General features: G+C 77.1%; 7 protein-coding genes. 6 read left to right on the top strand and 1 reads right to left on the bottom strand.

From position 1 onward, the window contains the following. The first annotated feature begins 298 nt into the window (after positions 1 to 298). From BM093_RS18970 to BM093_RS18955, 4 genes are all read left to right on the top strand, one after another. A complete protein-coding gene (locus BM093_RS18970) occupies positions 299 to 19870 on the top strand; it encodes a hypothetical protein (RefSeq protein ID WP_143105438.1) in 19572 nt (6523 codons plus the stop codon). Between the two features lie 219 nt (positions 19871 to 20089). Further along, complete coding sequence (locus BM093_RS18965; protein ID WP_093345761.1) at positions 20090 to 21235, top strand: MinD/ParA family ATP-binding protein; 1146 nt, start codon at positions 20090 to 20092, stop codon at positions 21233 to 21235. Continuing rightward, positions 21232 to 21477, top strand: coding sequence for a hypothetical protein (locus BM093_RS18960; protein ID WP_093345754.1), 246 nt, complete (start codon positions 21232 to 21234; stop codon positions 21475 to 21477). Before BM093_RS18965 ends, BM093_RS18960 begins: the two co-directional genes overlap by 4 nt. A gap of 52 nt (positions 21478 to 21529) precedes the next feature. Further along, a complete protein-coding gene (locus BM093_RS18955; protein ID WP_093345750.1) occupies positions 21530 to 22489 on the top strand; it encodes a MinD/ParA family ATP-binding protein in 960 nt (319 codons plus the stop codon). 56 nt (positions 22490 to 22545) lie between these two features. Here BM093_RS18955 and BM093_RS18950 read toward each other — a convergent pair whose 3' ends face one another. Then, positions 22546 to 23457 carry an alpha/beta fold hydrolase gene (locus tag BM093_RS18950; RefSeq protein ID WP_093345746.1) on the bottom strand — a complete coding sequence of 304 codons (912 nt, stop codon included), beginning with the start codon at positions 23455 to 23457 and terminating at the stop codon, positions 22546 to 22548. Positions 23458 to 23613: 156 nt separating this feature from the next. Here BM093_RS18950 and argS point away from each other — a divergent pair, with 156 nt between their 5' ends. After that, positions 23614 to 25263 (top strand): arginine--tRNA ligase, encoded by a 1650-nt coding sequence (gene argS / locus BM093_RS18945; RefSeq protein ID WP_093345743.1) that lies wholly within the window; start codon positions 23614 to 23616, stop codon positions 25261 to 25263. A gap of 4 nt (positions 25264 to 25267) precedes the next feature. After that, positions 25268 to 26743, top strand: coding sequence for a diaminopimelate decarboxylase (gene lysA, locus BM093_RS18940; protein WP_093345740.1), 1476 nt, complete (start codon positions 25268 to 25270; stop codon positions 26741 to 26743). Positions 26744 to 26765: the final 22 nt, after the last annotated feature.

The raw sequence follows: 26765 nt of genomic DNA, 5'->3' as shown, positions 1-26765 counted from the left end.
GGAAGGCCGCGAGTCCGGGGGAGGCAGATCGTCCGTGCCCGGACTGGACACAGAGGATCTCCGAAGGTTACGGTCTGTTCGTCCTCGGTGACAGCGCTGACCGCTCGCGCTCGTCACCCCGGACGCACCCACGGTGGTGTTCGCGCTCGGATCTCGTGTCCGGTGTGGACGGGCCGCTGCGTGAGGTCTACCGCGGCAGGTCTCGTCGTTCCTGATGTTCCTCATCTTCTGCGGTGTCACGAGCCGGCCGGTCGAAACCGGCCGCACGGTGCCGCGTCCCACGAGTGGAGTGGTCTCGATGCACGGCACGGCTCGGATCGGCAGGTGGTGCGGTCGCACCGTCCTGTCGGTCGTGCTGCGCGCGTGCCTGACGCTCGGGATCGTGGTGGCTGCGGTCACCGCCGCGTGGACGCTCACCCCAGGGACGGACGGGTCGGCCGGGCGCCCGATCGTCCACGTGGCGAGCGCGGACGGTGGTTCCGGCTCGTCCGACGGCGGAGACTCCGGGAAGTCCGATGACTCGGGCGGCGGCCGGGACGGCGATTCGAACTCCGGGGATTCGGGGAACGACCGCTCGGGTGGTGAGGGGAAGTCGGACGAGTCGGCGAAGAAGTCCGAGGGCTCCGGCGGGAAGAGCTCGGAGAAGGACTCCGGAAAGAAGTCGCAGAAGAGTTCCGAGAAGAAGTCCGGCGACTCGGGGGCGAACTCGGAGAAGTCGGCGACGACGGAGAACCGCGGTTCCCGTGACGGGTCACGGGAGTCCGGTGAGCGCACGGACCGGACGTCGGCGAACGCCGGCTCGACGAAGAGTTCCAGTTCGCAGAGGAGCTCCGGTTCGACGAAGAGCTCCGAGTCACGGAAGAGCTCGGAGTCACCGAAGAACACCGGGTCACGGAAGAGCTCCGGTTCCACGAAGGGCTCCGGCTCGCGGAAGAGCTCCGGGCCGACCGAGAACTCTGCACCGGCCGCGAGCCCCGCACCGAAGAAGAACACGGCACCGAAGAGGAACCCGGCACCGAAGAGGAACCCGGCACCGAAGAGGAACCCGGCACCGAAGAAGAACCCGGCACCGAAGGCCGCCGCGCCGAAGGACTCCGGACCGCAGAAGAAGCGCCCCGCCTCGGAGCGGGCCCCGTCGGAGCGGGCGGCGCACCGGACCGGAACCGCGGCGAGCGATGGCCGGCAGGCCGGCTCCACGGTGAGCATGCCCCGGTCCGCGCTGGGCGGCGACAACCCGTCCGCGGCCGTGGCCCGGGAGATCGTGGACGAGGCCGGGGAGCAGGCCGCCCGCGCATCGCGCTCCGCCGACGAGCTCGCCCGGGACGCCCGGGAGGTCGCGCAGCGCGCAGCTGACGAGGCCCGCGGCGCTGCTGACGACCGGGTCCTGCAGGCGGTCGATACGGCCCGCGATGCTGCCGGGACGCGAACGACCGCCGCGCCCGCGCTCGACGATGTCGCCCCCGCGGTCGAGCGGGCGACCCGTGTCGACGCCGACGCGATCCGGGCCCGCGCCGAGCAGGCGGTCGCCGAGCGCACGGACGGCCTGCGGGAGCAGGCGGGCCAGCGGGTCGCCGAGCGCGTGCGGGCCGCGGAGCAGCGGGCGGCGGAACGGGCCACGGACGTGACGCCGCGCGGTACCGGCAACGAACCCGGTGTGGACCAGCGCCTCGACCGGGGCGCGACAGCCGCGGACCGCGGGTCGGAGCCGGCCGGCGCGGTCGAGCCGTTCGCCGACGCGATCGAGAACCTCGTGACACACCGGTCCGAGGCGAACCGGCCGACCGAGGAGTCCCCGCCGGCCGGGACGGCCCGGGTGTCCGAGGGCCTCGGTGACGCCGTTCGGCACGGCGCCGGCCAGTGGGTCGTGGATGCGGCTCGCGGTGGAGTGGCCGGGCAGCCGGGTGAGCAGGTCGTCGAGTGGGCGCTCCGGGCCGGCGACGGTGCCGTCGAGCGGGCCCTCGATCGGCCGGGCGGGACCGCCCCGGGACAGCGTGGCCTCGACCACGCGGTCCCAGGGGATCCGGCGGAGATCCGGACCGCGGTCGAGCACCGGTACGCGGCCGCCGTCGCGCAGGCGCGCGAGCAGGTCGAGCAGGCGCTCCGGCAGCGAGCGGACCGGTCGGGTGAGGCCATCTCGCCGTCGTCCGCGCCGACGGGCACGGCGCACCCCGGTCCGATCGCCGACACCGGTCGGCTCGCCGATGCCGGCAGCGTCCACCGCGCGGGCGGTGTCCAGGACCCGGCCTCGGGCCCGGCACTGCGGGCACTGCCGGAGCTGCCGGAGCGCAGCGCTGCGGACGGCCCGACGGCGACCGAAGCGCGCGGCGCCGTGCGGTCCGCGCTGACCTCGGCACTGCCGTTCACGGCGCCGAGGACCGTCCTCGACGCGGTCGAACCGATGGTGGAACGCGCGCTGCACGACGGCCGGCACGGTGCCGAGCCGGCACGGGAACTCGCCGAGCGCCTGCGGTCGTCCGGGAACGACCGCCCGGCCCAGCTGTGGCAGGAGTACGGCATCGAGCGGTGGCTGCCCGGTGTGGCGGGCCGGCTCACCCGGGACCTCACCGACGTCGGGCAGGCCGCGGTGCAGTCCGGTCGCCTTCCCGAACCGGGGCTCCCGGGCACCGGGGCGAACGGCGCGGACACCGGGTGGGACGTCGCCCGGGGCGGCTGGGACCGGGCCGGTGCCGGCTGGGAACCCCGTACCGCGCCGCCCGCACACGACGGCGGGCCGGAGCCGGGCACCGAGGGGATGCCCGGGGCCGAGGCCGGCCAGGACGGCCGGGAGTCCGGCAGCGGCGCGTGGAGCGTGCACCGCCCGCACGGCTGGGATCCGGTGCGTGCCGCCGGGACGGAGGAACGGGACGGACGGAACCCGGAGCGGTTCCACGACGCCACGGCCGGTGACGCCCCGATCGCGTGGTCCGCGACCCCACGCGATCGGGACGGCACCGCACCGTCGGGCGCCGAGGTCGTCGAGCGAGCCCGCTCGATCGCCGGGGCCGTCGTCGACCGGACCGGGGACCTGGCCGAGGCGGGCGGCATGCCGCACGCCGACGCCGTCGTCCGCCTGGTCGGGGAAGCGGTCGACGCCGGCCTGCGGCTCGCGCAGCAGGCCCTCGAGCACCAGCCGTCGGGCGACCCGGGCCGCGCCGCCCCGACCGCACCCGGTTCCGGCCTGCCGCCCGGAGCACTCCCGGCCCGCTCCGACGAGCGCGCCGCCGCGGAGCACCCGGACACCGGCGACGGTGACGGCTACCAGCCCGGCACCGACCTGCTCGCCGCGCCGCCGCACGGCCGGGCGGGCGTGGACTGCGCCGGTGGGCCCGCCGGGTGCGGGTACCGGGCGGACCCCGACCGGTGGGAGCGGTCGAGCGTGTCCGAGCGCGGTCCTCCAGTGTCCCGTTACGGGATCCACCAGGACGAGGACGGGAACCACCGCTTCCACGACGACTCCCCGGAACGCACCGAGGCGGTGCTCGAGGGTCGGATCGAGGCGGAGCAGGGCCGCGCGGACCTGGCCGAGCTGCGCAGCGACGTGCGCGCCGGCAAGGCGACCCGGGCCGAGTACGCGAAGCGCCGGACCGAGCAGCAGCAGCTGGAGGAGTCCGTCGAGCAGGACGCGTCGGGACTCTCGCCCGAGCGGGTCGAACAGATCGACGACGTGATCGACGGCCACCGCGAGCTGGAGCGCGACTCCGCGCGGCTCGATGCCCAGCGCGCGAAGGCCGAGGCAGGGACCCTCGACGAGGACACCGTCGCCGAGCGCGAGGCCGCCCACGCCGAGCGGGCGCGCGAGGTCTACGACGACACCGACCGGCTGGCCGAGGCGACCGGGCACGACACCGCGGTGCGCGCCGAGGGTGAGACCGCCGCCGGTTGTACGACCAGCGGAGTGTTCGCCGCCTGCGGTGCGCGGGCCCCCGGCGACCGGTCCGACACCACCACCGGGTCGGCCGCGGCCGACCCTGGTACCGACCGTGCGACCGCCGGTACCGAGGACGACCGCCGCCCCGCGTGGGCCGGCGACACCACCACCGAGCAGGACGACTGCCGCGCGCTGAAGGGCGTCTCCTCCTGCGGGGTGTCGGTAGGGTCGGGTGACGACCGCGCCGCCGCCTCCTGCACCCTGACCGGAACCGATCCGCGGTGCGCGACCGACGCCGGCACGAAGTCCGAACGAGACGCCGCCAGCAGCATCAACCCCGGTGGACGGTCCGGTTCGGATGATTCCTCCGCCTCCGCGGCCTGCGACCTTGCTGAGGGTGACTGCCGCCTGAGTTCGGCCACCGACGACGGGGGCGCCCGCGCGGACTGCGCCGGGCCCGGCTGTGACGTGACTGCCGAAACCGGCCGCACCCGCATCGGAGCCGTCCCGGCCGGGGCGAAGGCCGCCGACGCCGACCGGCGGGCCGCCGGGGCCGAGGCCGCCGCGCACTGCGCGGGTCCGGGCTGCGCGACCACCGTCGAGGCGACCCCCGGTCGCGGGGACGAACCGGCCCGGGCCGGCGCGACCGTCGACTGCGGACGGTCAGAGGACTGCACCGGTGACGCCACGGTGGACAGCGACGGTGACACCCGCGCCGGCACGCCCGGATCGGAGTCGGTCCGTGCCGCGGGTGACACCGCCACCGCGGGCGACGCCCCCGAGACCACCGAGGACGCGACCGGGGGAGCTGCGGTCACGGGTGCTGCGGCGCACCGCGCTGTGGCGCGCGGAGCTGACACCGCCGGAACCGCCGCAGACGGACCCGCGACCAGCGGGGCCCCGCAGGCCGCGGCGGCCGCCGCCGGGACCGACCCGGTCGACCGCAGCGCCGTGACCTCTGGCCACGCCGAGTGCACCGTGACCGGCGGGGGGTGCGACGCCGTCACCGCCTCACGGACCTCGGACCCGACCGGCGAGGGCGTCCCGGCCCTGTTCCGCAGCGGCGTCGGGCAGGGTGGCGAGGCCGAGGGCCGGAGCCAGGCCCGCGCCACCGTCGACTGTGCCGGGCGGACCGGCTGCACCGGCACCGGTGAGATCGCCACCCGTGCCTCCGGCTCGGTCGTCAGCGGCGACGAGGAGCCGGTCGAGCGCGCCACCACCGGAGCCGGTGACTGCACCGCCGAGCAGGGCCGCTGCACGAGCACCGGCTCCGCGGACAGCGCGACCCCGCAGACCGGCCCGGACACTCCGTCCGGCGTCGTCGCCGCGACCGGGCGCAGCACCGGTCCGGACACGGTCGGCCGCGCGCTCTCGACCGTCGACTGTGGAGGCGACCCCGACTGCACCGGCACCGGTTCCACCCGTACCGCCGGCAGCGGCTCGGGTGACCCGGTCGCCGACGCCGGGTCGGGCCGGACGACGGCGAGCGAACGGACCCGGTCGACCGGCTCGGCCGGGTGCGACACCACCGGTGGTGACTGCACCAGCCGGTCCGAGTCGAGCACCGCGGCTCCCGCCGCGTCGGACGCCTGGTCCGGTGCGCAGGCCACGCCGACCGGCCCGGTGAGCGACTCGCGGGCGTCCGGCAACGTGGAGTGCGCGCCCGGCTCGCCGGCCTGCGCCGGTTCGGTGCGCAGCGCCGCCTCGGGCGCGGACGACGCCGTCGACGACGGCCGGGCCCGCACCAGCACCGGCAGCGCCGAGTGCCGGGTCACCGACGGCGGCTGCGGGGCGACCACGTCGTCGGCGGCCTCCTCCGGCCCCGGCGCGGTGCTGCCCGGCGAGGAGCCGGCCGCGGCGGGCCCGTCGGCGGTGTCGACGGCCTCGGGCCGGGTCGACTGTGCCGCGGGCACCCGCTGCTCGGGCGCCGCGACCAGCACCGCCACCAGCCACGACCCGGCATCGGGTGCGCCGCGGACCAGCTCCGGCCAGGCCTCCTGCACCGCGGGCGGCGGCTCGTGCAGCCCGCAGACGGTGTCGGTCGCCTCGACCGGCTCCGGCGCGGCACGCAGCCTGTCCGGCGACACCGCCGCCACCGAGCGGGCGGCGGCGACCGGACCGTCCGCCGCGTCGGCGGCCGGGGCCGCCCTCGAGTGCGGGGACGACGGCTGCGACGGTCGCGTCGACAGCACCGCGTCCGGCACCGACCCGTCGGTCTCCGCGGACCCGCGTGGCTCGCACAGCTCGGGCGCGTGCGACGGCGTGAGCGATGCCTGCCGTGCGGTCACCAACTCCGGCGCCTCCGCAGGCCCGGACGCCTCGGTGATCGCCCCGCTGGTCGAGGGCTGGTCCACCGGGAGCGCGTCGGTCCGGTCCGGCACCCACGGCGACACGACCTCCGGCGGCCCGGACAGCGGCGGCGCGGACAGCGGTGACGGGGAGCCCGCCGGCCGGGACGACCCCACCGACCAGCAGCCGGCGCTGCCGCCGGGCGGTTCGCCGGGTGCCGCGGCGAAGGTCGCCCCGACCGTGCCGGGCGCCTCGGCCTGGTCGAACGTCTCGGCCGTGCTGGACTGCGAGGGCGGCCCCGGCGGCTGCTCCGGCGCGGTGGGAACCTCCGCCGAGGGCACCGACGGTCCGGACGTGGTCGGCGAGGCGTTCGGGGCCCGCGGCCCACCGGAGGGTGGTTCCTCCTCGACCTCCCGGTGCCACGGCGAGGACAGCGCCTGCGCCGGAGTCAGCACCTCGAGCGCCGGCAGTGGTCAGGTCGTCGCCGACGTGGTCGCGCTGCAGCGCACGACGCTCGCCGAGCACGCCGAGGACCGGGCCGAGCAGACCGCACGGCGCGCCGGCGAGGCCGAGCGCGCCGCGGAGCAGGCCCGCGCGGCCGTGGACGGCACCACCGACGCCGACCCGCAGGCCCGCGCCGCCGCGACCGAGCGCGCCGCGGCTGCCGACGAGGCGGCCGAGCAGGCCCGCGCCGTCGCCGACCAGGCCTCCGACGACGCCGACACCGCCCGTGCGGCCGCCGACGAGCCGGTCGCCGACGCCCCTGCCGGCTGGAGCACCTCACAGGCGTCCGGCCGGTGCGGTGGCCCCGGCTGCACCGTCGTCACCACCGGCACCTCCCGCGCCGACCTGGACCCGGCCGACGCCCACGACCCCGCCGCGACGTCACGGTCGCTGGCCCGCTCCCGTTGCACCGCCGGACCGGCCGGGTGCGCCACCGAGGCCGGCGCGACCACCACCCTCGAGCTCCCGGCCGCCGACGACGGCGCGGTCGCGCGCTCCGCGAGCACCGCCGCCGACGCGGCCGTGGACTGCCCGGACGCCGCCTGCCGCGGCACGGTCACCACCGGCACCGAGGCCGGTGCGACCGCCGACGCCGGCTCCGGCGACGGTGTGCCGGCCCTGATCGACCACGCCCGCGCCGCCCGTGCCGCCACCGACCGCGCGGACGCTGTGGGCACCGGGGACACGAGCACCGGGGACACGAACACCGGGGACGCCGCGGCCGGCGCGGACGCAGCCGCGGGTTCCCCCGGCTCGGCCCCGTCGAGCGTGTCGCTCGCCGACGGTACGGCCGGCTGCGCGGGCCGTACCGAGGGCTGTCGCGCCGCCGCCGGGGCCGAGGGCGGCATCACCACGGTCACCGGCACCGGCCCGGCCGTCACCACCACGGCAGCCGCCACGGCTGACTGCGCCACCGGCGGAGCGGACTGCCCGTCGCGGTCCCGCAGCGTCACCGTCGCCACCGACGACCTGTCGGGCACCGTCGAAGCCGGGACGCTCGCCGGGGCGCCGGCCGGCGCCCCGGACGAACGGACCGTGCCCGGGCGGGACGGCGTCGCCCACGGGGTCGGGGCCGCCGAGTGCACGACCCCCGGCTGCTCGGCCGGGTCCGGCGGGTTCGCCGGTGCCGACACCGCCGAGGTCAGCGCGCACTGCACCGGCGCGGACTGCACCACCCGGACCGCGGTGCGGGCCGTCCACGGTGCGCACTCCGCCCGGTCGCAGACCGGCTGCACCGCCGGTCCGGACGGGACCTGTGCCGGGGCGAGCCGCGCGGGGGCCTCCGCGGCCGGGGCCGAGGTGTCGGCCTCGTGCGACGGCGACCACTGCACCCACCGCTGGTCCGCGACCAGCAGCGACTCGGCCGCCGCGGCCGGCAACTCGGCCCGGGCCGACGCCCGCTGCGGGGCGTCCGGCGGGTCGGGCAGCGGCTGGTGCGCGACCAGTGCCGTCGCCGAGGCCACCGGTGACGTCGCGACGGCGGCCGCGGCCTGCGAGGGCAGCGCCGGGTCGGGCTGCCGGCACTCGTACTCCGCCTCCAGCTCGGCGGCGTCGGGCGCCGCGTCCGCGTCGGCCGACGGCCACGGGGGCGGCACGACCGGTTCGGGCCAGGTGACGACCACCGCGGCGGCCGAGTCCGGGCCCGGGTACGCGGCCGCCTCGGCGGCCTGCACCGGCAGCAGCGGCACCACCTGCCGGCACTCCTACTCCGCGTCGGCCTCGGCGTCGGCCGCGTACGGGGCCAACTCGGCGTCCGCGTACGCGTCCGGCTCCGGCGGCGGTGGCCACGGCGGTGGTGGCGTGTCGGTGTCGGCGCAGGCGGATGCCGGTCCGGGGTCGGCGTCGGCGTCGGCGTCCTGCTCGGGCGCGGCGAACTGCACGCACTCCTACTCCGCGACGGCGTCGGCCGCAGCCTCCCACGGTGCCAACTCGGCGTCGGCGCACGCGTCCGGCTCCGGCGGCGGTGGCCAGGGCGGTGGCGGTGTGTCGGTGTCGGCGCAGGCGGATGCCGGTCCGGGGTCGGCGTCGGCGTCGGCGTCCTGCTCGGGCGCGGCGAACTGCACGCACTCCTACTCGGCGACGGCCTCGGCGTCGGCGTCGGACGGGGGCAGCTGGGCCGAGGCGCACGCGTCCGGCTCCGGCGGGGGTGGCCAGGGCGGTGGGGGCGTCTCGGTGACCGCGCACGCCGCCGCCGGGCCGGGCTGGGCCGAGGCCGGTGCGTCCTGCTCCGGGGCCGCGAACTGCACCAGCAGCTACACCGCGCACGCCGAGGCGTCGGACAGCGTCGAGACCGCACCGACCTGGGAGGACCCGGGCGGCCGGTGGGACGCACACGGTGAGGGCACCTGCTCGGGAACCGGCAACGGCAGCTGCGGCGTCGCCGCCTACGCCCAGGCCGGCCCGGGCGGTGGCGGAGGGGCCACCTGCTGGGGCGACTGCGCGAACTTCACCCAGAGCGGGTCCAACGACTTCACGGCGACCTCGCCGTCGTTGAGCGAGCTCGCGGCACAGCAGGAGGAGGCCGCCGCCGGCGACGGCGACGAACCGACCCCCGTCGAGGAGATGGGGGAGGAGGACCGCGGGATCGAGGGTCGGCTCGACGAGGACGGCAACCCCGTCCTGTCGGTGAAGTCGAGCGACGAGGACCCGATCTCCGAGACCTGCGCCGACGGCTGCCCCGACGGGCTCGACCTGCGCACCGACGACGGCGAGCGGATCAGCTACGACCCGGGGACGGGCTTCGAGGGTGCGCTGCCGGTGGAGCCGGGCTCCGAGCGGGAGGACCGGGTCCGGGGCACCGACGGTGCGGGGATCTCCCGCGACCGGGAGGGCAACGGTTCGGGCTGGGTGCGGGGCCACGGTGAGTTCACCGACGGCCACAGCGGGGAGACGGTCCGGTTCCGCCCCACCGCGGAGCAGCAGCAGGCACGGCCGACCAGCACCTTCCGGCCGACCGGGCCCGAGGGATCACCGGTGCAGATCTCGTGCGGTGGTGCCTGTGAGTACCACGGCCCGACCCGCGGCGGCGGCGCCGAGGCCGGGGGCGAGCAGGGCCGCGACCGGCTCGTCGCGAACGGGGACTGGGCCGAGATCACCGGCCGGGACGGTGCGGGGAACCCCGCCCGGATCACCTTCCAGGGCGAGGGCACCTTCACCTCCGCCGAGGGCGACGTCGTGCACGCCGACGGCGTGTCCCACCGGCCGGACCTGGCCGTCTCGTCGATCACGACCCGGGGAGCGGACGGCAGCGCGGGGCGGTACGGGACCGGCAGGGGCGACACCGGGTACATCGAGCTGCGCGAGGGATACCGCGTCGAGCAGGACCAGAGGTCCTGGGTGCACACCTTCAGCGACGAGGAGAAGCTCCTCGGCGGTACTCCCGACCACATGGTCGTCGGCGGGGCGAACCAGTTGACCGTCACCACCCCGGACGGAGCCGGGAACGAGGGGTCGGCCGAATGCACCGGCCGTTGCACCCTGACCCGTCCGGACTGGGCCCAGGCACGCGTGCAGGACTGCCCCAACTGCACGTTCACCGAGCCGGTCATCGGCGAGGAGCAGGTCCCGGAGAATCCGGGCACGGTCACCTTCTGGGGTGACCAGGACGAGCTGCAGCACTGGACGGACCCGTGGGGGAACCGGGCCGAGTGCCGTGCCGGGACCACCGGGTGCGACATCGGGATGCGGTACGGGCCCGGCGGCGGAACGGTCTGCGAGGGGCCGGACTGTCGCAGCACCAACGCGGCCGGACAGTCCGTGACCGGCTCGGGCTACCTGCTGCACCCGGACGAGGACGGCGCGAACACCGGTTTCGGCTGCAAGGCCGGTCCCGACGAGTGCACAGCGTCCGGCGGCCTCGACGATCTCGGCTGGGAGGGCGAGCCGACCGCCGCGTGGATGATCGGGATCGACCCGGACTTCACCCGCCCGGCCCAGGACACCGAGATCGACCGCGAACTCGCGGAGCACCTCGGGCTGGAGGAGGGCGACCCGCTTCCGCCGCTCGACGACCAGGCGCTGGCCGACCTGTACGAACAGGACAGGGCGGCCTACGACGCCTACCAGGACGCGCTGCCCGAGCTGACGGCCCGGGACCGGACGAACGCCGTCCTGACGGTCGGCAGCAGCTTGAGCATCCTCCACGACCGGGCCGACCGGATGGAGGAGCAGCTGCCCGGGCTGGAGGACGCCGTGGCGGCGCAGCGTGCGGCGAACGAGGGCGGGCTCACCGCTGCCGAGGAGCGGGAGCTCGCCCCGCACCTGGAGCTGATCGAGGAGGCGGCCGAGACCGATGCCGAGTTCGCCCGCGCTCGGACGGTCGTGGACTCGGTCCGGGGCCAGGGGCACCCGACCGCCGAGCAGCAGGAGGCGTTCGCCGATGTCCCGGGCCTGCCGGGCAGCGCCGAGGGCCTCCGCGAGATGGGGGCGGACGAGAGCGGCGACCCGGCCGGCGCCGGGCTGTCCGCGGCCGACCGCGCGGCACTGCACGGTGCCCGGATCGCCGAGCTGAGCACGGTCCCGCGTGCCGCGGAGGTGGACCGCCGGCACGCCGCCCACGAGCAGCGGGTGGCCGAGCTCGGCCCCGGTGCCACGCCTACCGAGCGGGTCGCCCTCGAACGGGAACGCGGGTGGATCAACGGTGAGATCGAGGCCCTCGAGGGGATCGAGGGGCGGGTGGGCGCCACCCGGAAGGACCTGGCCCCGGCGGGCGACGGCCGGGACCGCCGGGAACGGATGCGCGAGTTCGACATCGCCGCGGCAGAGGGCGTCGGGGACACCGCGCTGGCCGACCGCCTGCGCACCTGGAACGATCTGCAGGTCGACGCCGAGCGGCTGGCCGAGGACATGGAGGGGTCGGGTGACCCGCGCCAGGAACGCCTGTCCGGGACGTACTCGACCCTCGCCGAGGGCATCGGCCTGACCTACGACACCACCGCGAAGGACCGGGCGTGGCGCTCGCCGGACACGGTGCTGCGCGACACCGACGTCCAGCTGCCGTCCACCGGGCGGACGGACGTCTTCCTCGCGGTGAAGTCCGCCGAGGGCAAGCAGGCCGTCGATGCGCTCACCGACGACGAGCGCGACCAGCTCGACCGGCTCGCCGAGAAGGAGGGGTTCGGCGACGACACCGGGGACCGGCTGGCGGCGGCAGCTGCCTACTGGGATCCGCAGGACCGGCTGCGGGAGGAGTTCGCCGAGCGCAAGGTGGACCTCGACAAGGTCGACAGCGCGGACGCCCGGAAACGCATCCGGGAGCTCGGCGGCGACGACGGCGTGGTCGAGGAGCTCGGCGTCGGTTTCTCGGACGAGAACGGATCCGGGAGGATGCCGATCTACCGGATCGAGGACGACGACGGCGAGGTCCGCTACGTCGACCCGAACGGCCACGACTACTCGGGGCTGGGGGACTTCCGGGACAACAACGAGCTCTTCGGCGAGGACACCCGGATCGTCACCGCGGAGGACTGGGGCGACGCCGCCGGGGACTTCGCCCTGACCAGCACCAACGGTCGTCATTACGACTGGTGGGACAGGAACAAGGGTTACGTCTACCTGGCCCCGACGGTCGCCGGCCTCGCCGCCGTGACGTTCACGCCGGGTGGCCAGCCGATCGCGGCGGCGGGCTGGGCCACCCTCGCCGCGACGACGACGGTGGCCGTCGGCGAGGAGATCGGAAACCTGCGCGGCCGGTACGTCCGCGGCCAGAGCCTCGACCCGATCGAGTCCCGGGCGGCGCGGAACAGCTGGGTGACCATCGGCGGCGGCCTCGTGTCGGGCGGTGCGGGCACGGCGTTCCTCCGCTCGTCGGCGCTGGCGAGGTCGGCCCTGACCCCGGCGACCTCGACGACGTCGGCGGCTGCGGCGGCGCAGCAGGCCCGGGCGGCGACGTCCGCGCTGCGCTACCAGACCGCGGGCCGGGCGATGAACGGTACGGCGCTGGCCGGGTTCGGCGCACACACCGTTGATCACGGCGTGCAGCTGTACCGGGACTGGGACTCCCTGAGCAGCGGCCAGCGCGCCCGGGGACTCAACGATCTCGCCCTGTCCACGACCATGCTCGGCCTCCCGGCGGGCATGGCGAAGGTGCACGGCATGACCGAGCGCGGGGCGGCGGCCAACTCCGTCCGGCACCAGCACCAGGCGCAGCTCCGGCACACGGCGCGCCACGGTCCGCTGACGGGCGTCCCACGCTCCCCGGCCGGGCCGCTCGCCCCGGCCCGGGGGCCGCGCCCGGACGGCGAGCTGCGGACCGCACGCGTGGTCGACCGCCGGACCGGCGAGGACTTCGGCACCATCACGGTGCCCGCCTCGCCGCGGGGTGCGCAGCAGCCGCCCGGACCGGGGAACACCGGTCCGGCGCGCACCGGGAACACCGCGGGTGTGCCGGCGCGCGGGTCGCGCACCGCCGGTGCGCCGCCGCGCGTGACGGTGCGCGAGGTGGAGCACCCGACCGCTCCCGCGCTCCGCGAGCGCCTCGGGCAGCTCGAGGTGCGGGCCGGGGAGCTGCGGACCCGTCTCGACGAGTCGGCCCGGCCGGCCCCGAGGCCGGAGGCCGACACCGCTGGGACGAGAGAGAGCCGCAAGGGGCTCGACGCCGCGATCGAGCGCGCGCACCAGGCCCGCAACGACGCCCGCGCCGGTGAGGCACGACAGGAGCTCGCCGGTGTCCGGGCCGAGCAGCGCGCGATCAAGGACGAGCTGGACCTCGTGCAGGGCCCAGCCGGCCTCCGGCACATCGACGGGCTTCCGGTCCCCGGACGCGATCCGGCCACCGGATCGCACGGGCCCACCGCCGCCGCGAACCGTGCACCCTCCGGCGCGATGGCCGGGGCTCGACCCGGTGCCGCCCCGCCGACTGCCACGACGACCGGGCCGAAGAGCGCCCCGGGCCGCCCCGCCTTCTCCCGGGCGCGCCAGGTCGTGGCCGGCGCCGCCGCCGGGCTCATGGTCTCCGGCGGCCTGACCGCCGCGCCGGCCCCGCCGGCCGCATCCGCCCGGGTGGCGCCGAAGAGCACGGCCGTCGACACCGTTGCGGCGCAGACCACCGCCCGGACGACGCCGACGACGGCCGCCGGGCGGCCCGGGACGGCCGGGGCGCCGGCCACCGTCCGGGCGGTGCCGGTCCGCAGCACCACCGGGACCGTTCCGGCGTCGGCCCGCACCCGGGCCGAGGCCGTCCCGGCACCGGGGCCCGGCCGCTCCGCCAGTGCGTGGCCGGACGGGTCCGCGGCCGCCGCCGGGCGCGCGGGACCTGCGCCCGGGCACCGGCACGTGGTCGTCACCCCGGCCGCCTCGGCGGTCCCCGGCCCGGGAGCCCGAGGCCCGGACCCGGAGCCCCGGAGCACGGACCCGGAGGCCCCGCGGCCGGGGCCGGGACAGCTCCCGCCGACGCTGACGGTCCCCTACTTCGACATCCGCGTCGCGTGGGCCTACGGCTGGATGCGCGGGAACGCCTGGCACGCCCCGGTGCCGACGGGCCACCGGGGACTCCACCCGGCCGGGGTGTCCGCGGCCCGGTACGGCCTGATGGAGTCCTTGGCGCAGGTCCGGCATCTCCGCCGGGACGGCGACGGCTTCCGTGTCCCGGTCGTGGGTCCCATGGCGCAGCGTTGGGTCGACGGCCGGTGGGCGGATGCGCGGGAACGGGCCGGGACCTCGATCCTGCTCGCGCGCCAGCGGGTCGCTGCGGAGGCAGCCGAACGCCGGTACCAGGAGCTGGTGGGCCGGGTGGCCGGGCTGCCCGGCGCCTCGGCCCGGCCGGCCGGGACCGTCGGCGAGCGGGCTGCACATCTGGCGGAGTGGGCCGCCGAGCTCGACCGCAGGTTCCGGGAGACGGCAGCGGCGACCGCGGCCGTGCGCCGCCACCACGCCGTGCCGCCGGCGCAGCGCGAGCCCGGTCGCAACCCCCGGATCAGCTCGCGGGCCGCGGCGCTGCAGGCCGAGGCGGAGCTGTCCGAGCTGCGGCACCGGCGCGATCTGGTGCGGGCCGCGGCCGAGGCGGCCCAGGAACGGGCACGGATCCCCGAGCTGCCGCGCCTGGGCTCCGTGACGGCGCGTACTCCCGCGGAGGCGTCCGCCGCCCTGCGGGTGCTGGGGGTGGTGAACAGCCTGTGGCGGTCCGCCGCCGACCCGGCGGTACCGCCGGCGTCGGTCGTCGACCTCCTCCACCGGCTCGACGGAGCCGCGCGAGCACCGGAGCGGCGGTCGATGACGGGGCTGCACCGCGACATCCGCAGGCTGGTGGTGGCCGCCCGCACGGGCCGTGAGCAGCAGGCGATCGAGGCGGTGCGGGAACGGGCCGCCCGGGCCGGGCACGCCTGGGAGCCGGACACCGCCGCGTCCGCGGTGCGCGCGTGGCGGGAGCTGGACCGGGCGACGGTCCGCCGGATGGGTGTGGCCGCGCGGGACGACCATCGCGGGGTCGTCGCCGGCCGGGCCGCACTCGACCGGGCGCGGTCCTGGTGGCGGGCCGGTGACGGCGCCGCCGTCACTCCCGAGACACCACTGCCCGGGGCCGGTCTCGCCGCCGAACAGCAGCGCAGCGGTGCGCCGGCGACCCGGGGCACGATCGCCGGCCGGCCGGCCGGGGCGTCCGCCGCCACGCCGGCCACCGGCGGGGCCCGGGCCCCGCCGGCGGCTCCGGGTACCCGCCGGGGCGTGTCGTCCGCGGCCGCGCAGCGGTTCGGCACGGCGCGGCAGGCGATCGGTCGGGCCCTGCACGCCCACCGTGTCCCCGGTGCGCTCCGGGCAGGCGGTGAGCAGGTCTCGTCCTGGCGGCGGTACGCCGTGCAGGAGTTCGAGCGGCGTGCGGCCGAGCACCTGCTGACCGCCCGGCAGGACGCGCTGGCCGCACGGCTGGCGCCACGCCGTGCGGAGATCGCGCGGTTGACCGGTGGCCTGGCTGCAGGCACCCGGATCGCGGCGCTGGCCCGGGAGACCGGGCTGCGTCCCGGGCAGGTGCGCGCGCTGGGTGCGGGCCGGGCGACGGTGACGTCGGAGGTGCGACCGGCGGCGTTCCGGGTCGAGCTGGGCCGGTTCGTCGAGCGTGCGGTGGCCCGGCTGCCCGAGTACGACGCGCTGCGGGCCGACCGCGCGGCCGCGGCACTCGCCCGCGAGGGCCGGGACGCGGCCGCGGGCGAGCTGCGTGCGCGCCGCGCCGCCGCCTCCGCGCCGGTGCGTGTGCTGCTGCGCGCGGCCGGTGCGACGGCCCACCCGGCCGCGGCCGTGGCGTGGTGGACGAGTGCGGCGGCCGACCGGGTCCGCCGGGGCGGTTCCGCGGAACGCGGTTCCGGGCCGGCGCACCGGGAACGGCAGTTGCGGTGGACCGGTGGGATCGCCGGTGCGGGAGCGGTGCCTGCGGCGGCCATGGTGGGTGCCGGCTGGACGGAGGCCGGCCTCACCGCCGGTACGCTGGTGCTCTCCGGTGCCGCGGTGCGCGTGCGGCACCTGCTGCGCGGCAGCCGTCAGGAACGCGCCCCGCCACGGTGGGTCACCGCACTGTCGACCGGTGCCCTGTTCGGCGCGGCACCCGCGGCGTTCGCCGTGGCCGGCGTCGTGTCCGGTGGGCTCGCCGCGGCCGCGACGGCATTGCCGCGCCTGCTGGCGGTCCCGGCACAGGCACTGGTGGTCTACCGCATCACGCTGCAGTGGCGGTCGATGATGCGTGCCGGGGGCGTGGAGGGATCCGCGTACGGACATGCCCGTCGCTCGGCCGCGCGCGCCGCGCTCGTGTCCGGGCTCGGCGTGTTCGGGCTGAACGTGCTGTTCCCGCCGGGCGCGGCGAACGGGATGTGGTACTACGTCGCGGCGACGCTGGTCCCGACCGCCGTCACGGCGGTGCAGACCCGCTGGGCCGGATGGATCCGGGTCTCCGACATCGTCCTGGCGCCGTTCGTGGTGCTCCCGGCGCTCTGGCTCGCGAACGGCGTCGTGGCCCTGTTCGGCACGGGCGAGAGCGGCAGCGCGACCGCCTGGTTCGCCGGTGCGGCGGTGACGGCCGCGTTCGGGCTGCTGTCGGGCCCGCCGCTGGTCTGGCTGCTCGACCGGGGTACGGAGCGGCTCGGGCCGCTGACCGCGCGGCGGCTGGGCTCGGTACACGACGCGGCCGGGCAGGTCCGGGCGTGGTGGCACCGGCTCGGGATCCGGTCGCTCTACGGCGCCGACGTGGGCAACGAGTTCCGCAAGCTGGACGGGCCGCTGTTCATGGCGGCCGTGTACGCGGCGACCCGGCCGTGGGCGGCGGGCGAGACCTGGGCCGAGCAGCTCCCGCGGGGTGCGGCGGTGATCGCCGTCGTGCTGGGGGTCAACGTGGTGCGGGACGCGCTGAACTACAACTACGGCGACGGCCGCACCCAGCCGGTACGCCGGGTCCGCGCGGACCGGCCGGCCCGGCCGGGGCTCGCCGACCGGTTGCGGGCGGTGACACCGGGGCCGTGGCGCGGGCGCGCCGCGCAGGCCCGGCTCGCCGCGGCGATCACCGAGCACCTGTCCGTGCTCGGTCTCCCGGGCGGCACCCGGGACGAGATGGTGCGGGGGCTCGCCGACGACCTCGCCGCGGGCCTCGCCCCGCTGCCGGCCCGGACGGCCGAGGCACGCCCGACGGCCGCCGAGCGTGCGGACCGTGCCGTGGCGCGGGCATGGCGGACCGAGCGCCGGCTCGCCGAACGCCGGGAACGGCAGCAGGCACGGACCGTGCTGGCGTCGCTGCCGGTGCTGCGCGAGCACCTGTCGCGGATGCGGCCGGGCACCAGCCCGGAGCGGGCCGCGACCGTGGCGATCCTCGTCGAGGCACTACGGGTGGTCGACGCCGGCCGCAACGGGGTCACGCCCGGCCCGGCCGCCGCGGCCCGGTTCCGCGCGGAGCTCGAGCAGCGTGACCGGCTGCGGGCCGAGCACGCCCGTGCCCGGATCCGCGTGCTCGAGGCGCTGCTGGAGCGGCACACGCACGGGCGTGACCCGCGGCGGCGCGGTGAGCTGGAGACGGCGCTGGAGAACGCCCGAGGCCGGGCCGAGCGCGAGCGGGCCCGCACGGTCGACCCGGACCCACTGCACTCGGCGGTGCGGCTGTGGCGCGACCGGGCGCGGGCGATCGGTGACGGGCGGGCCCGGGGGACCGCGGCCGACGACGGGCGGCTCGCCCGGGCCGACGCCGCGATGACGCTGCTGCGCTGGGCCGGTGACGTGGTGCGGGCCCGCCGCCACGACGGGCCGGAGCGCCGGCACGACGCCGGTGTGCTCGCCGCCCGGCTGGCGCCGGTGGCGGACGGGCCGGTGCGCCCGGCAGCCGTCCCGGAGCTGGGCGTCCTGGTGAACCTGGCCGGGGCCCGGCGCGGCGCGACCCCCGCGTCGTACGCGGCGCGGTTCGGCGGGGACGCCGCGGCCGCGGGCCGGCTGCTGACCGACATGGCCGCGCGCGGCCTGCTCGTCGTCGGTTCGGACGGCGGCTACCGGGCCCGGCCCGAGCTGCGGACGTGGTGGCGCAAGGCCCCGCCGGTGCTGCGGGCGGCGCTGCGGACCGACCCGGCGGCGGTGCCCGGTGCGGCCGGCCTGGACCTGCTGGGCGACCCGGCGGTACGGGTGCCGCGTCCGGTCGCGGCGCGCGGCGGCTGGGCCGCCCTCCCGGCGGCCGAGCGCGGCCACCGCGTCCTCGTGGAGCTCGTGCGGGGGGCCGCGCTGACCGGCCGGTTCCCGGTCGACGGGGCACGAAACGTGCTCTGGCAGGCGCCGGTCCGGGCCGGGCGGCTCCCGGCCGGGCTGCGCGGGCCGGGAGCGGTGGACACCCCCGCGGCCACCGGCGGCGTCCCGGCGTCCGTGCGGACCGGGGAGCGGACCGGGGAACCGGCCCCGGCGCCCCCGACGGCGACGGAGCTGGTGGCCGGGCTCCGTGCGGCTGCGGCCACGGCGTCGGCGGCCCAGGGCCGGGCCGACCGGGCACGTGCGCGGGTGCAGGCCGAACGTCGGCGGGCCGGCGCGGGGGGCCCGCGGGCGCCGCCGGCGGACCCGGCCGTGCGGACCCGGATCGACCTGCTGGACCGGCAGGCCGAGCAGGCCGTCGACGCCGCGGTCGAGGCCATGGTCGTGCTGGCCGAGACCCTGGCCGGGGCCCGGGCAGACGCCGCCCGGCTCGCCGGGGCGGGGGAGCGGCGGGCCGAGGTCCGCCTGCACCGCCTGCACCGCGCGGCGGACACCGCCGAGGCCGTGCTCGCCCGCCGGACGGGCGCGCCGCCGGTGCCGGTGGCGATCCGGGACGCGGTACTGAACGCGATACGCGTCGCCGAGCTCGCGGTCGAGGGGCTCACGGCCGGTGTCAGCCGCGACCGGGTGCGTGCGGCGGTGGCTGCCGAGCGGGAGCTGCTCGAGGTCCGACGGCGGGCGCAGGACGCCCGCTACCGCCAGACCCTCGGTGGCGTGCGGCACCTCGTCCGGGCGATCGAGCTGGGGGACCGGTTGGCCGAGCTGCTGCACGACGCCGGTGCGGCGGCCGGCGTGCCGAGCGTGGCACCGCGGGTGCAGGCCGGCCCGCTGCCCGCCGCGACACACGCCACCCCGGCTCCGGCCGGGGCCGGCCAGGTCGTCGCGGAGGTCTCCGGGCAGGGCACCGCGGTGCTCGCGCGGGGCCTGCGCCCCGGACGCCTGCCGGTCCGGTCCGCGGTGTCGGCGGCGTACCGGGCGCTGACCGGCGGCGGGGACACCCGGGCCGCGGTGCGCGCCGCGGCGGGGACGGTGCTCGGCCGCCCCGACTCCCGCGGCGAGGTGCCGGTGGTCCTCGCGGCCGCGCAGGTCCGGCCGCACGCCGGCACCACCCGGGTGACGATCAGCTGGGCCGGTGACGTGTCGGCCCACTGGGTCCCGCAACGGGGTGCGGCGTTCGCACTGCTCGGCGCCGAGCTCCGTTCCGGGGTGCTGACCGGGTGGCTCGGGACGGGGCGCTCCGCCGGCCCGGTCCGGACCGTCACCCATGAGGTGCGCGGGCCGGGCACTCTGGTGCTGTTCACGGGCCCGGCCGCGGCGGGGGCGGACGGGCGGCACCCGGCGGCGTCGGTGGTCCACGGCGACCCGGCCCGCACCGTCGCCGCGCTCACCGCGGCGGCACACGCTGCGGGGCACCGCGGCTCCGGCGCCGCCGCCGTGGCGGTGCCGGCTCCGGGCGGCCCCGCCGCCGTGGCGCCGTCCGGGCATCACGTCAGCGCCGAACGGCCCACGGCATAGACGTCTCTATGACGTAAATGGTGCGAAAAATGATTGATTCGTAAACCGTCCGGGAACAGTGGACATCGGTGCGGGAGTTGTCGTACAAAGTAGATTCGCTGAGCCGCCGACGGCGAGGACCTCGCAGGTCGCACCGACCGCGGAATCGGCGGTCCGGGTCACCGGGAACAGTCGCATCACGATTGTGCCTACGCGCGCCATCTGGGGGGAGACGCCGTCGTGGACACGTTGGTCCGGCGCTGTGCGCTGCCGGGGTGCGCGGCGACGATCGAGCAGCGCGCGGACCGTCCCGCCCGGCTCTACTGCACCCAGGAACACCGCCGGGCCGCCCGCCGGATGCGGGCCGAGCACGCCCGGACCGTTCCGGCGCCGCTCCGCCGCAGCGACGCGGGCCCGCCCCGCGCGCCGGAGGTCGGCGACCGCACCGGGCCCACCGCTCCCGGCGACGTGACCGCGGGTTCTGCACCGGCCCCGATCGACCGCACCTCCGCGGAGATCAACCACGACACGCTGATCCGCCCGGCGCGGGCGGCGTCCGCGCGGGCGGCCCGGCAACGACCGGAGCTGCTCGCCCGGATCCGGGGCCCGCTGTCCGGACCCGCCCGGGTCGCGGTGCTGTCGCTCAAGGGCGGGGTCGGGAAGACGACCGTGGCGGCCGGGCTGGGGCTGGCCCTCGCGGAGCACCGGGGTGACCGGATCGCCGTCCTCGACTCCGCGCCGGACCCGGGCACCCTGGCCGACCGGCTGGTCACCACGGGCTCCGGCGCGGGCCGGCGCGGCCTGGCCGGGCGTGCCCGCGTCGAGTCGCTCGGCGAGCTGCTCGGCTACGCCGGGCTGGCCGGCCGGCTGACGGTGATCGGTGACGACCGGGCCGAGAGCGGCACGACCGACGGTTTCCGGGCCGAGCACCTGGTCCGGGTGGACGAGCACCTGAGTCGCTTCTTCGACGTCACCATCGCCGACTGCGGTCCCGGCCTGCGGCACGGCGCGGTCCGCGCCGCCGTGGCGGCCGCGGACGTGCTGGTCGTCGTCGGGGGTCTGGCGGTGGACGACGCGAGCCGGGCGTCGGCGACGCTGCGCTGGCTGGTGGCGAACGGCGTCGCTGCCCGCGCCCGGGACGCGGTGGTCGTCCTGACCACGGACCGGGCCGCCCCCGACATCCCCGCCGAGCGGATCCGCTCGCACTTCCACCGGCACGCACGCGCGGTCGTGGAGCTGCCCCACGACCCGCACCTGGCCTCCGGTGGCCCGATCGACGTCGACCGGCTGCGCGCCACGACCCGGGAACGGTTCCTCGAGCTCGCCGCGCTCGTCGTGGAGGGTCTGCCCGGCGCGGGGAGCGCCGGGACGGGGGCCGGTCGGTGAGCCCGCGCAACCGGCGTGCGCGACGACGGGCCGACCGCCGGCGCGTCCGGCCCGGACCACCGGTCCGGGCGGCGCGTCCGGCGCGGGCCGGCCCGCCGAGGACAGCACCGGAGCCGGGTCCGGCCCGGTCGCTCCCGGGCGGGAAGCGGCTGCTCGTCCTGTTGCTGCTGGTCCTGCTGGTACTGGCCCTGGTCGCGTCCACCCTCGTGATCTCCGTGCCGGTCGGCGTCCCGCCGGCCTGAGCCTTCCTCCTGCGAACACCCCAGAGAGAACACCCCCGAGAGGACACCGTCGATGACAGAGCGGGACGTGAGCCCGGCCGTGACCGACCGCCCGGGCCCGTCGGCCGACGAGATCACCCACGACCAGCTGATGCGGCGCAGCGCCGAGCGCCCGCGCCGGGGCTGGCGCAAGACGCTCTACGAGGCCACCGGCGGCCGGTACAACCCCGGCATCAGCGAGGCCGAGGCCGAGCGGAACGCGCTGCTGCGCCGGATCCGGCGGCAGCTGCCCGGCGCCTACCGGATCGCGGTGACCTCGATCAAGGGCGGCGTCGGGAAGACGACGGTGACCGCCTGCCTGGGCATGACGCTGGCCGACCACCGTGGGGACCGGGTCGTCGCGCTCGACGCGAACCCCGACGCCGGCACGCTGGCCGACCGGCTCACCGGCGAGACCGGCATCACCGTCCGCCAGATGCTCGAGAAGATCGACGACATCGACTCGCTCACCGAGATGAGCCGCTACACCAGCCTGGCCGGCCGGCTGCAGGTGCTCGCGAGCGACCAGGACCCCGCGATGAGCGAGGCGTTCAACCGCGAGGAGTACACCCGGATCTGCACCGTGCTCTCCCGGTTCTGCAACATCCTGCTCACCGACTCCGGTACCGGGCTGGTGCACTCGGCGATGGAGGGCACCCTCGAGCTGGCCGACACGGTGGTCGTCGTCGGGGCCCCCACCGTCGACGGGGCCAGCCGGGCCGGGAAGACCCTGGACTGGCTGGCCGCGCACGGGCACAGCCGGCACGCGGAGAACGCCGTCGTGGTGCTGTCGCACGACCGCAGCAGCGAGGAGGTCGACGCGCAGCGCATCCACGACCACTTCGCGCAGCGCTGCCGCGCGGTGCACTCGGTTCCGGCCGACCCGCACCTGGCCGCCGGTGGGCGGATCGACCTGGACCTGCTGCGCGAGCCGACCCGGGAGGCGTTCCTGCGGATCGCGGCGACGATCGCCGACGACTTCCCGACCCGCTGAGCCCCGGCACACGCTGGGCCCGCTCTGAACACACTGCCCGGCCGGGCGGCGGGTGCTCAGGTCCAGCGGCCGACGAACTCCACCACCGCCGCGTTCACCTCGGCCGGGTCCGAGGCGCTCAGGAAGTGCTGCCCGCCCTCGACCACCCGCAGCTCGGCGGCCGGTGAACCGGTGAACCGGGCGATCCCGTCCTCGGCGTTGGCCACGGAGTACACGGCGTCGGCGGTGCCGTGCAGCCACAGCACCGGGCAGCGGACGCCGTCGAGCCGGGCGAGCAGGCCGTCGCGGTCGCGCAGGTTGATCGTGCTGGTCCGCAGCCGGTGCCGGCCCGCGTCGCCGGTGTAGTTGCGCCGGTAGGTCGCCAGCCAGAACTCGCGGTCCTCGGCGGTGACCGTGTCGCCCAGGCCGGCGGCGAGGACGCCGTCGACGAACTCGTCGGGCACCACCCAGTCCTCGCCGACCGGCTCGGCGAGGGCGTCGATCGACGGCGAGCAGAACTCGATGGCGTCCCAGCAACCCAGCTCGCGGCTGGTGGGGCTCTCCAGGTCCATCGAGGTCCCGAGCGGGACGATCCCCGAGATCCGGTCGGGGGCGAGCATCGCCATCCGGGCCGCGATCCAGCCGCCCTGTGAGGTCCCCAGCACGAAGGCCCGGTCGATGCCGAGCACGTCGAGGGCCTGCAGGTCGGCGACCGCGCTGTCCCAGTAGGTGAACTGCTCGTACCCGGCCCGGGTCGCGCCGTGCCCGTACGGCTCGAGGGCGAGCAGGTTGACGGCCCCGGCGAGCGCCGGGTCGGCGAACTGCGGCCGGTACAGCTCCACCGAGGTGGTGAACGAGTTGACCAGCACCAGCGTCGGCAGCGCGGGGTCGTACGGCCGGGCGAACCGGTAGCCGATCGCCGAGCTGCCGAGATGGCCGACGGCGAGGGTCTCGGTGGACCCGGGAGCGGGTGATGTCGGATCGGGCACGCCGGCCTCCGGGGCTCGAGGGATGCTGGGGCAGGGGCTGGTGGGGCTGCGCCGATCCTTGCGCACGGCACCCGTCCGGGGGAGTGGATCGTCCGGAATCCGCACAGCCGAGACCTGCGTCAACGTGTGAGCGGTCACCTCCTTAGAATCGCGACGGTGAATCCCGACGTGCTCGCCGACCTGGTCCGTGACGTCGCCCGGGACGTGCTGACCCGACGCGGCCTGGACGTCGCCGCGCTGCCCGCCGACGCCGGCGTCGAGCGCCCCCGCAACCCCGAGCACGGTGACTACGCCACCAACGTCGCGCTGCGCACCGCCAAGAAGGCCGGGGTGAACCCGCGCGAGCTGGCGACCTGGCTGGCCGAGGAGCTGGGTGGCCGGGACGGGATCGACAGCGCCGAGATCGCCGGTCCGGGGTTCATCAACCTGCGCCTGGCCGCGGACGCGCAGGGCGCGATCGTCGGCGAGATCCTCGCGGCGGGCGAGGCCTACGGCACCGGTGACGACTACTCCGGCCGCAACGTCAACCTCGAGTTCGTCTCCGCCAACCCGACCGGCCCGCTGCACCTCGGCGGGACCCGGTGGGCCGCGGTCGGCGACGCGCTCGGCCGGGTGCTGTCCGCGCGCGGCGCGAAGGTCACCCGCGAGTACTACTTCAACGACGCCGGCGCCCAGATCGACCGGTTCGTCGACTCCCTGGTCGCCGCCGCGCAGGGCGAGCCGGCCCCGGAGAACGGCTACGGCGGCGCCTACATCGCCGAGATCGCCCGCCGGGTCGTCGACGCCGAGCCGGGCGTGCTGGAGCTGCCCGCCGGCGAGCGGGACGAGACCTTCCGCCGGGTCGGCGTCGGCTTCATGTTCGCCGAGATCAAGGAGAAGCTCGGCGACTTCCGCACCGAGTTCGACGTCTGGTTCCACGAGCAGTCGCTGCACGACTCGGGCGCGGTCGAGGCCGCGGTCGCCGCGCTGAAGGAGAACGGCTCGCTCTACGAGGCCGACGGTGCCTGGTGGCTGCGGTCCACCGACCACGGCGACGACAAGGACCGGGTGGTCCTCAAGTCCGACGGCCGCCCGGCCTACATCGCCGGCGACATCGCCTACCTGCGCGACAAGCGGGCCCGTGGGTTCGACCTGTGCATCTACATGCTCGGTGCCGACCACCACGGCTACGTCGCCCGGCTCAAGGCGGCCGCGGCCGCCTTCGGCGACGACCCCGCCGTCGTCGAGGTCCTCATCGGACAGCTGGTGAACCTGGTGAAGGACGGCCACCCGGTCCGGATGAGCAAGCGGGCGGGCACCGTCGTGACGATGGACGACCTGGTCGAGACGGTCGGGGTCGACGCGGCGCGGTACTCGCTGGCCCGGTCCTCGGTCGACTCGTCGCTCGACATCGACCTGGACCTGCTGGCCAGCCGGACCAACGAGAACCCGGTCTTCTACGTCCAGTACGCGCACGCCCGGCTGGCCTCGCTGGCCCGCAACGCCGCCGACCTCGGCGTCGAGCCGGGCGACGGCTACGGCCTGCTCACGCACGACCGTGAGGGCGACCTGATCCGCACGCTCGGCGAGTTCCCCGAGGTCGTCCGCGCCGCCGCGGAGCTGCGTGAGCCGCACCGGGTCGCGCGCTACCTCGAGTCGCTGGCCGGCGCCTACCACAAGTTCTACGACTCCTGCCGCGTCCTGCCCCAGGGCGACGAGCAGCCCGGCGACCTGCACCGGGCCCGGCTCGCACTGTGCGTGGCGGCACGCCGCGTGCTGGCCAACGGCCTCGGCCTGCTGGGCGTCGGCGCGCCCGAACGGATGTGAACCGATGAGAGCCCATCCCGCAGGCCCGCTGCACGCCGGCCTCACCCCCGCCCCCGAGTCGGCCGGTCCCCGCCCGGAGTCCGCGGCCGAGCTGGACCATCTCGCCCCGGCGGTGTGGCCGCGCGGCGCCGCCCGCGGCACCGACGGCGTCCTGCGGACCGCCGGTGTCGACGTCCGCGACCTGGCCGGCCGCCACGGCACCCCGCTGTTCGTGCTCGACGAGGACGACTTCCGGTCCCGGTGCGCCGAGTTCGCCGCCGCGTTCGGCGCGTCGTCGGTGCACTACGCGGCCAAGGCGTTCCTGTGCACCGAGGTCGCCCGCTGGGTCGCCGAGGAGGGACTGTCGCTGGACGTCTGCTCCGGCGGTGAACTCGCCGTCGCGCAGCGGGCCGCGTTCCCGCCCGAGCGGATCGCGTTGCACGGCAACAACAAGTCCGTCGAGGAGCTGGCCGCCGCGGTCGACGTCGGGGTCGGCGGGATCGTGCTCGACAGCTTCGACGAGATCGCCCGGCTGGAGGCCGTCGCGGCCGAGCGGGGCGCGACGGCTCCGGTGCTGATCCGGCTCACCGTCGGCGTCGAGGCGCACACCCACGAGTACATCGCCACCGCGCACGAGGACCAGAAGTTCGGCTTCTCGATCGCGGCGGCCGGGGACGCGAAGGACTCGGCGGCGCTGGAGGCCGCGCGCCGGGTGCTCGCCGCGCGGCACCTCGAGCTCGTCGGGCTGCACAGCCACATCGGCAGCCAGATCTTCGACACCGAGGGGTTCGAGGCGGCCGCCCGGCGCGTCGTGAAGGTGCTCGCCGACCTGCACACCGAGCACGGCGCCGACAACCTCGCCGCCCTGCGCACGCTCGACCTGGGCGGCGGCATCGGCATCGCCTACCGGCCCGGCGAGGCCCCGCTGTCGATGCCCGCGCTGGCCGAGGAGCTGCGCGCCATCGTCAAGCGCGAGTGCGCCGCGGCCGGGCTCGACGTCCCCGCGATCGCGGTCGAGCCGGGCCGGGCCATCGCCGGGCCGGGCACCGTGACCCTCTACGAGGTCGGCACGATCAAGGACGTGCCGCTGGGCGGCGGCTACTCCCGGCGCTACGTCAGCGTCGACGGCGGGATGAGCGACAACATCCGCACCTCCCTCTACGACGCCGAGTACGACGTCCGGCTGGTCTCGCGGTCCTCGGAACGCGACGCGGTCCAGGGCGGCGCGGGCGGCGCGCCCGACGGGGCCGAGCCGGTGCTGTCCCGGGTGGTGGGCAAGCACTGCGAGTCCGGTGACATCGTGGTGCGCGACTGCTGGCTGCCGGCCGACCTCGCGCCGGGCGACCTGCTGGCCGTCGCGGCCACCGGGGCCTACTGCTACGCGATGGCCTCCGGCTACAACCGGCTGCCGCGGCCCGCGGTCGTCGCGGTGCGCGAGGGGGCCGACCGGACCCTGCTGCGTCGCGAGACACTGGAGGACCAGTTCCGGTTCGAGGTGTGAGGCCGGCTCGCCGGAACCACCG

The organism is Pseudonocardia ammonioxydans (assembly GCF_900115005.1).
Lineage (GTDB): Bacteria > Actinomycetota > Actinomycetes > Mycobacteriales > Pseudonocardiaceae > Pseudonocardia > Pseudonocardia ammonioxydans.
This window is presented reverse-complemented; position numbering and strand designations above follow the sequence as displayed.

What these genes read in the sequence shown, in the direction of transcription:
- BM093_RS18955 (WP_093345750.1), top strand. Translation starts at nt 21,530, where the DNA reads ATGACAGAGCGGGACGTGAGCCCGGCCGTGACCGACCGCCCGGGCCCG.
- BM093_RS18970 (WP_143105438.1), top strand. Translation starts at nt 299, where the DNA reads ATGCACGGCACGGCTCGGATCGGCAGGTGGTGCGGTCGCACCGTCCTG.
- lysA (WP_093345740.1), top strand. Translation starts at nt 25,268, where the DNA reads ATGAGAGCCCATCCCGCAGGCCCGCTGCACGCCGGCCTCACCCCCGCC.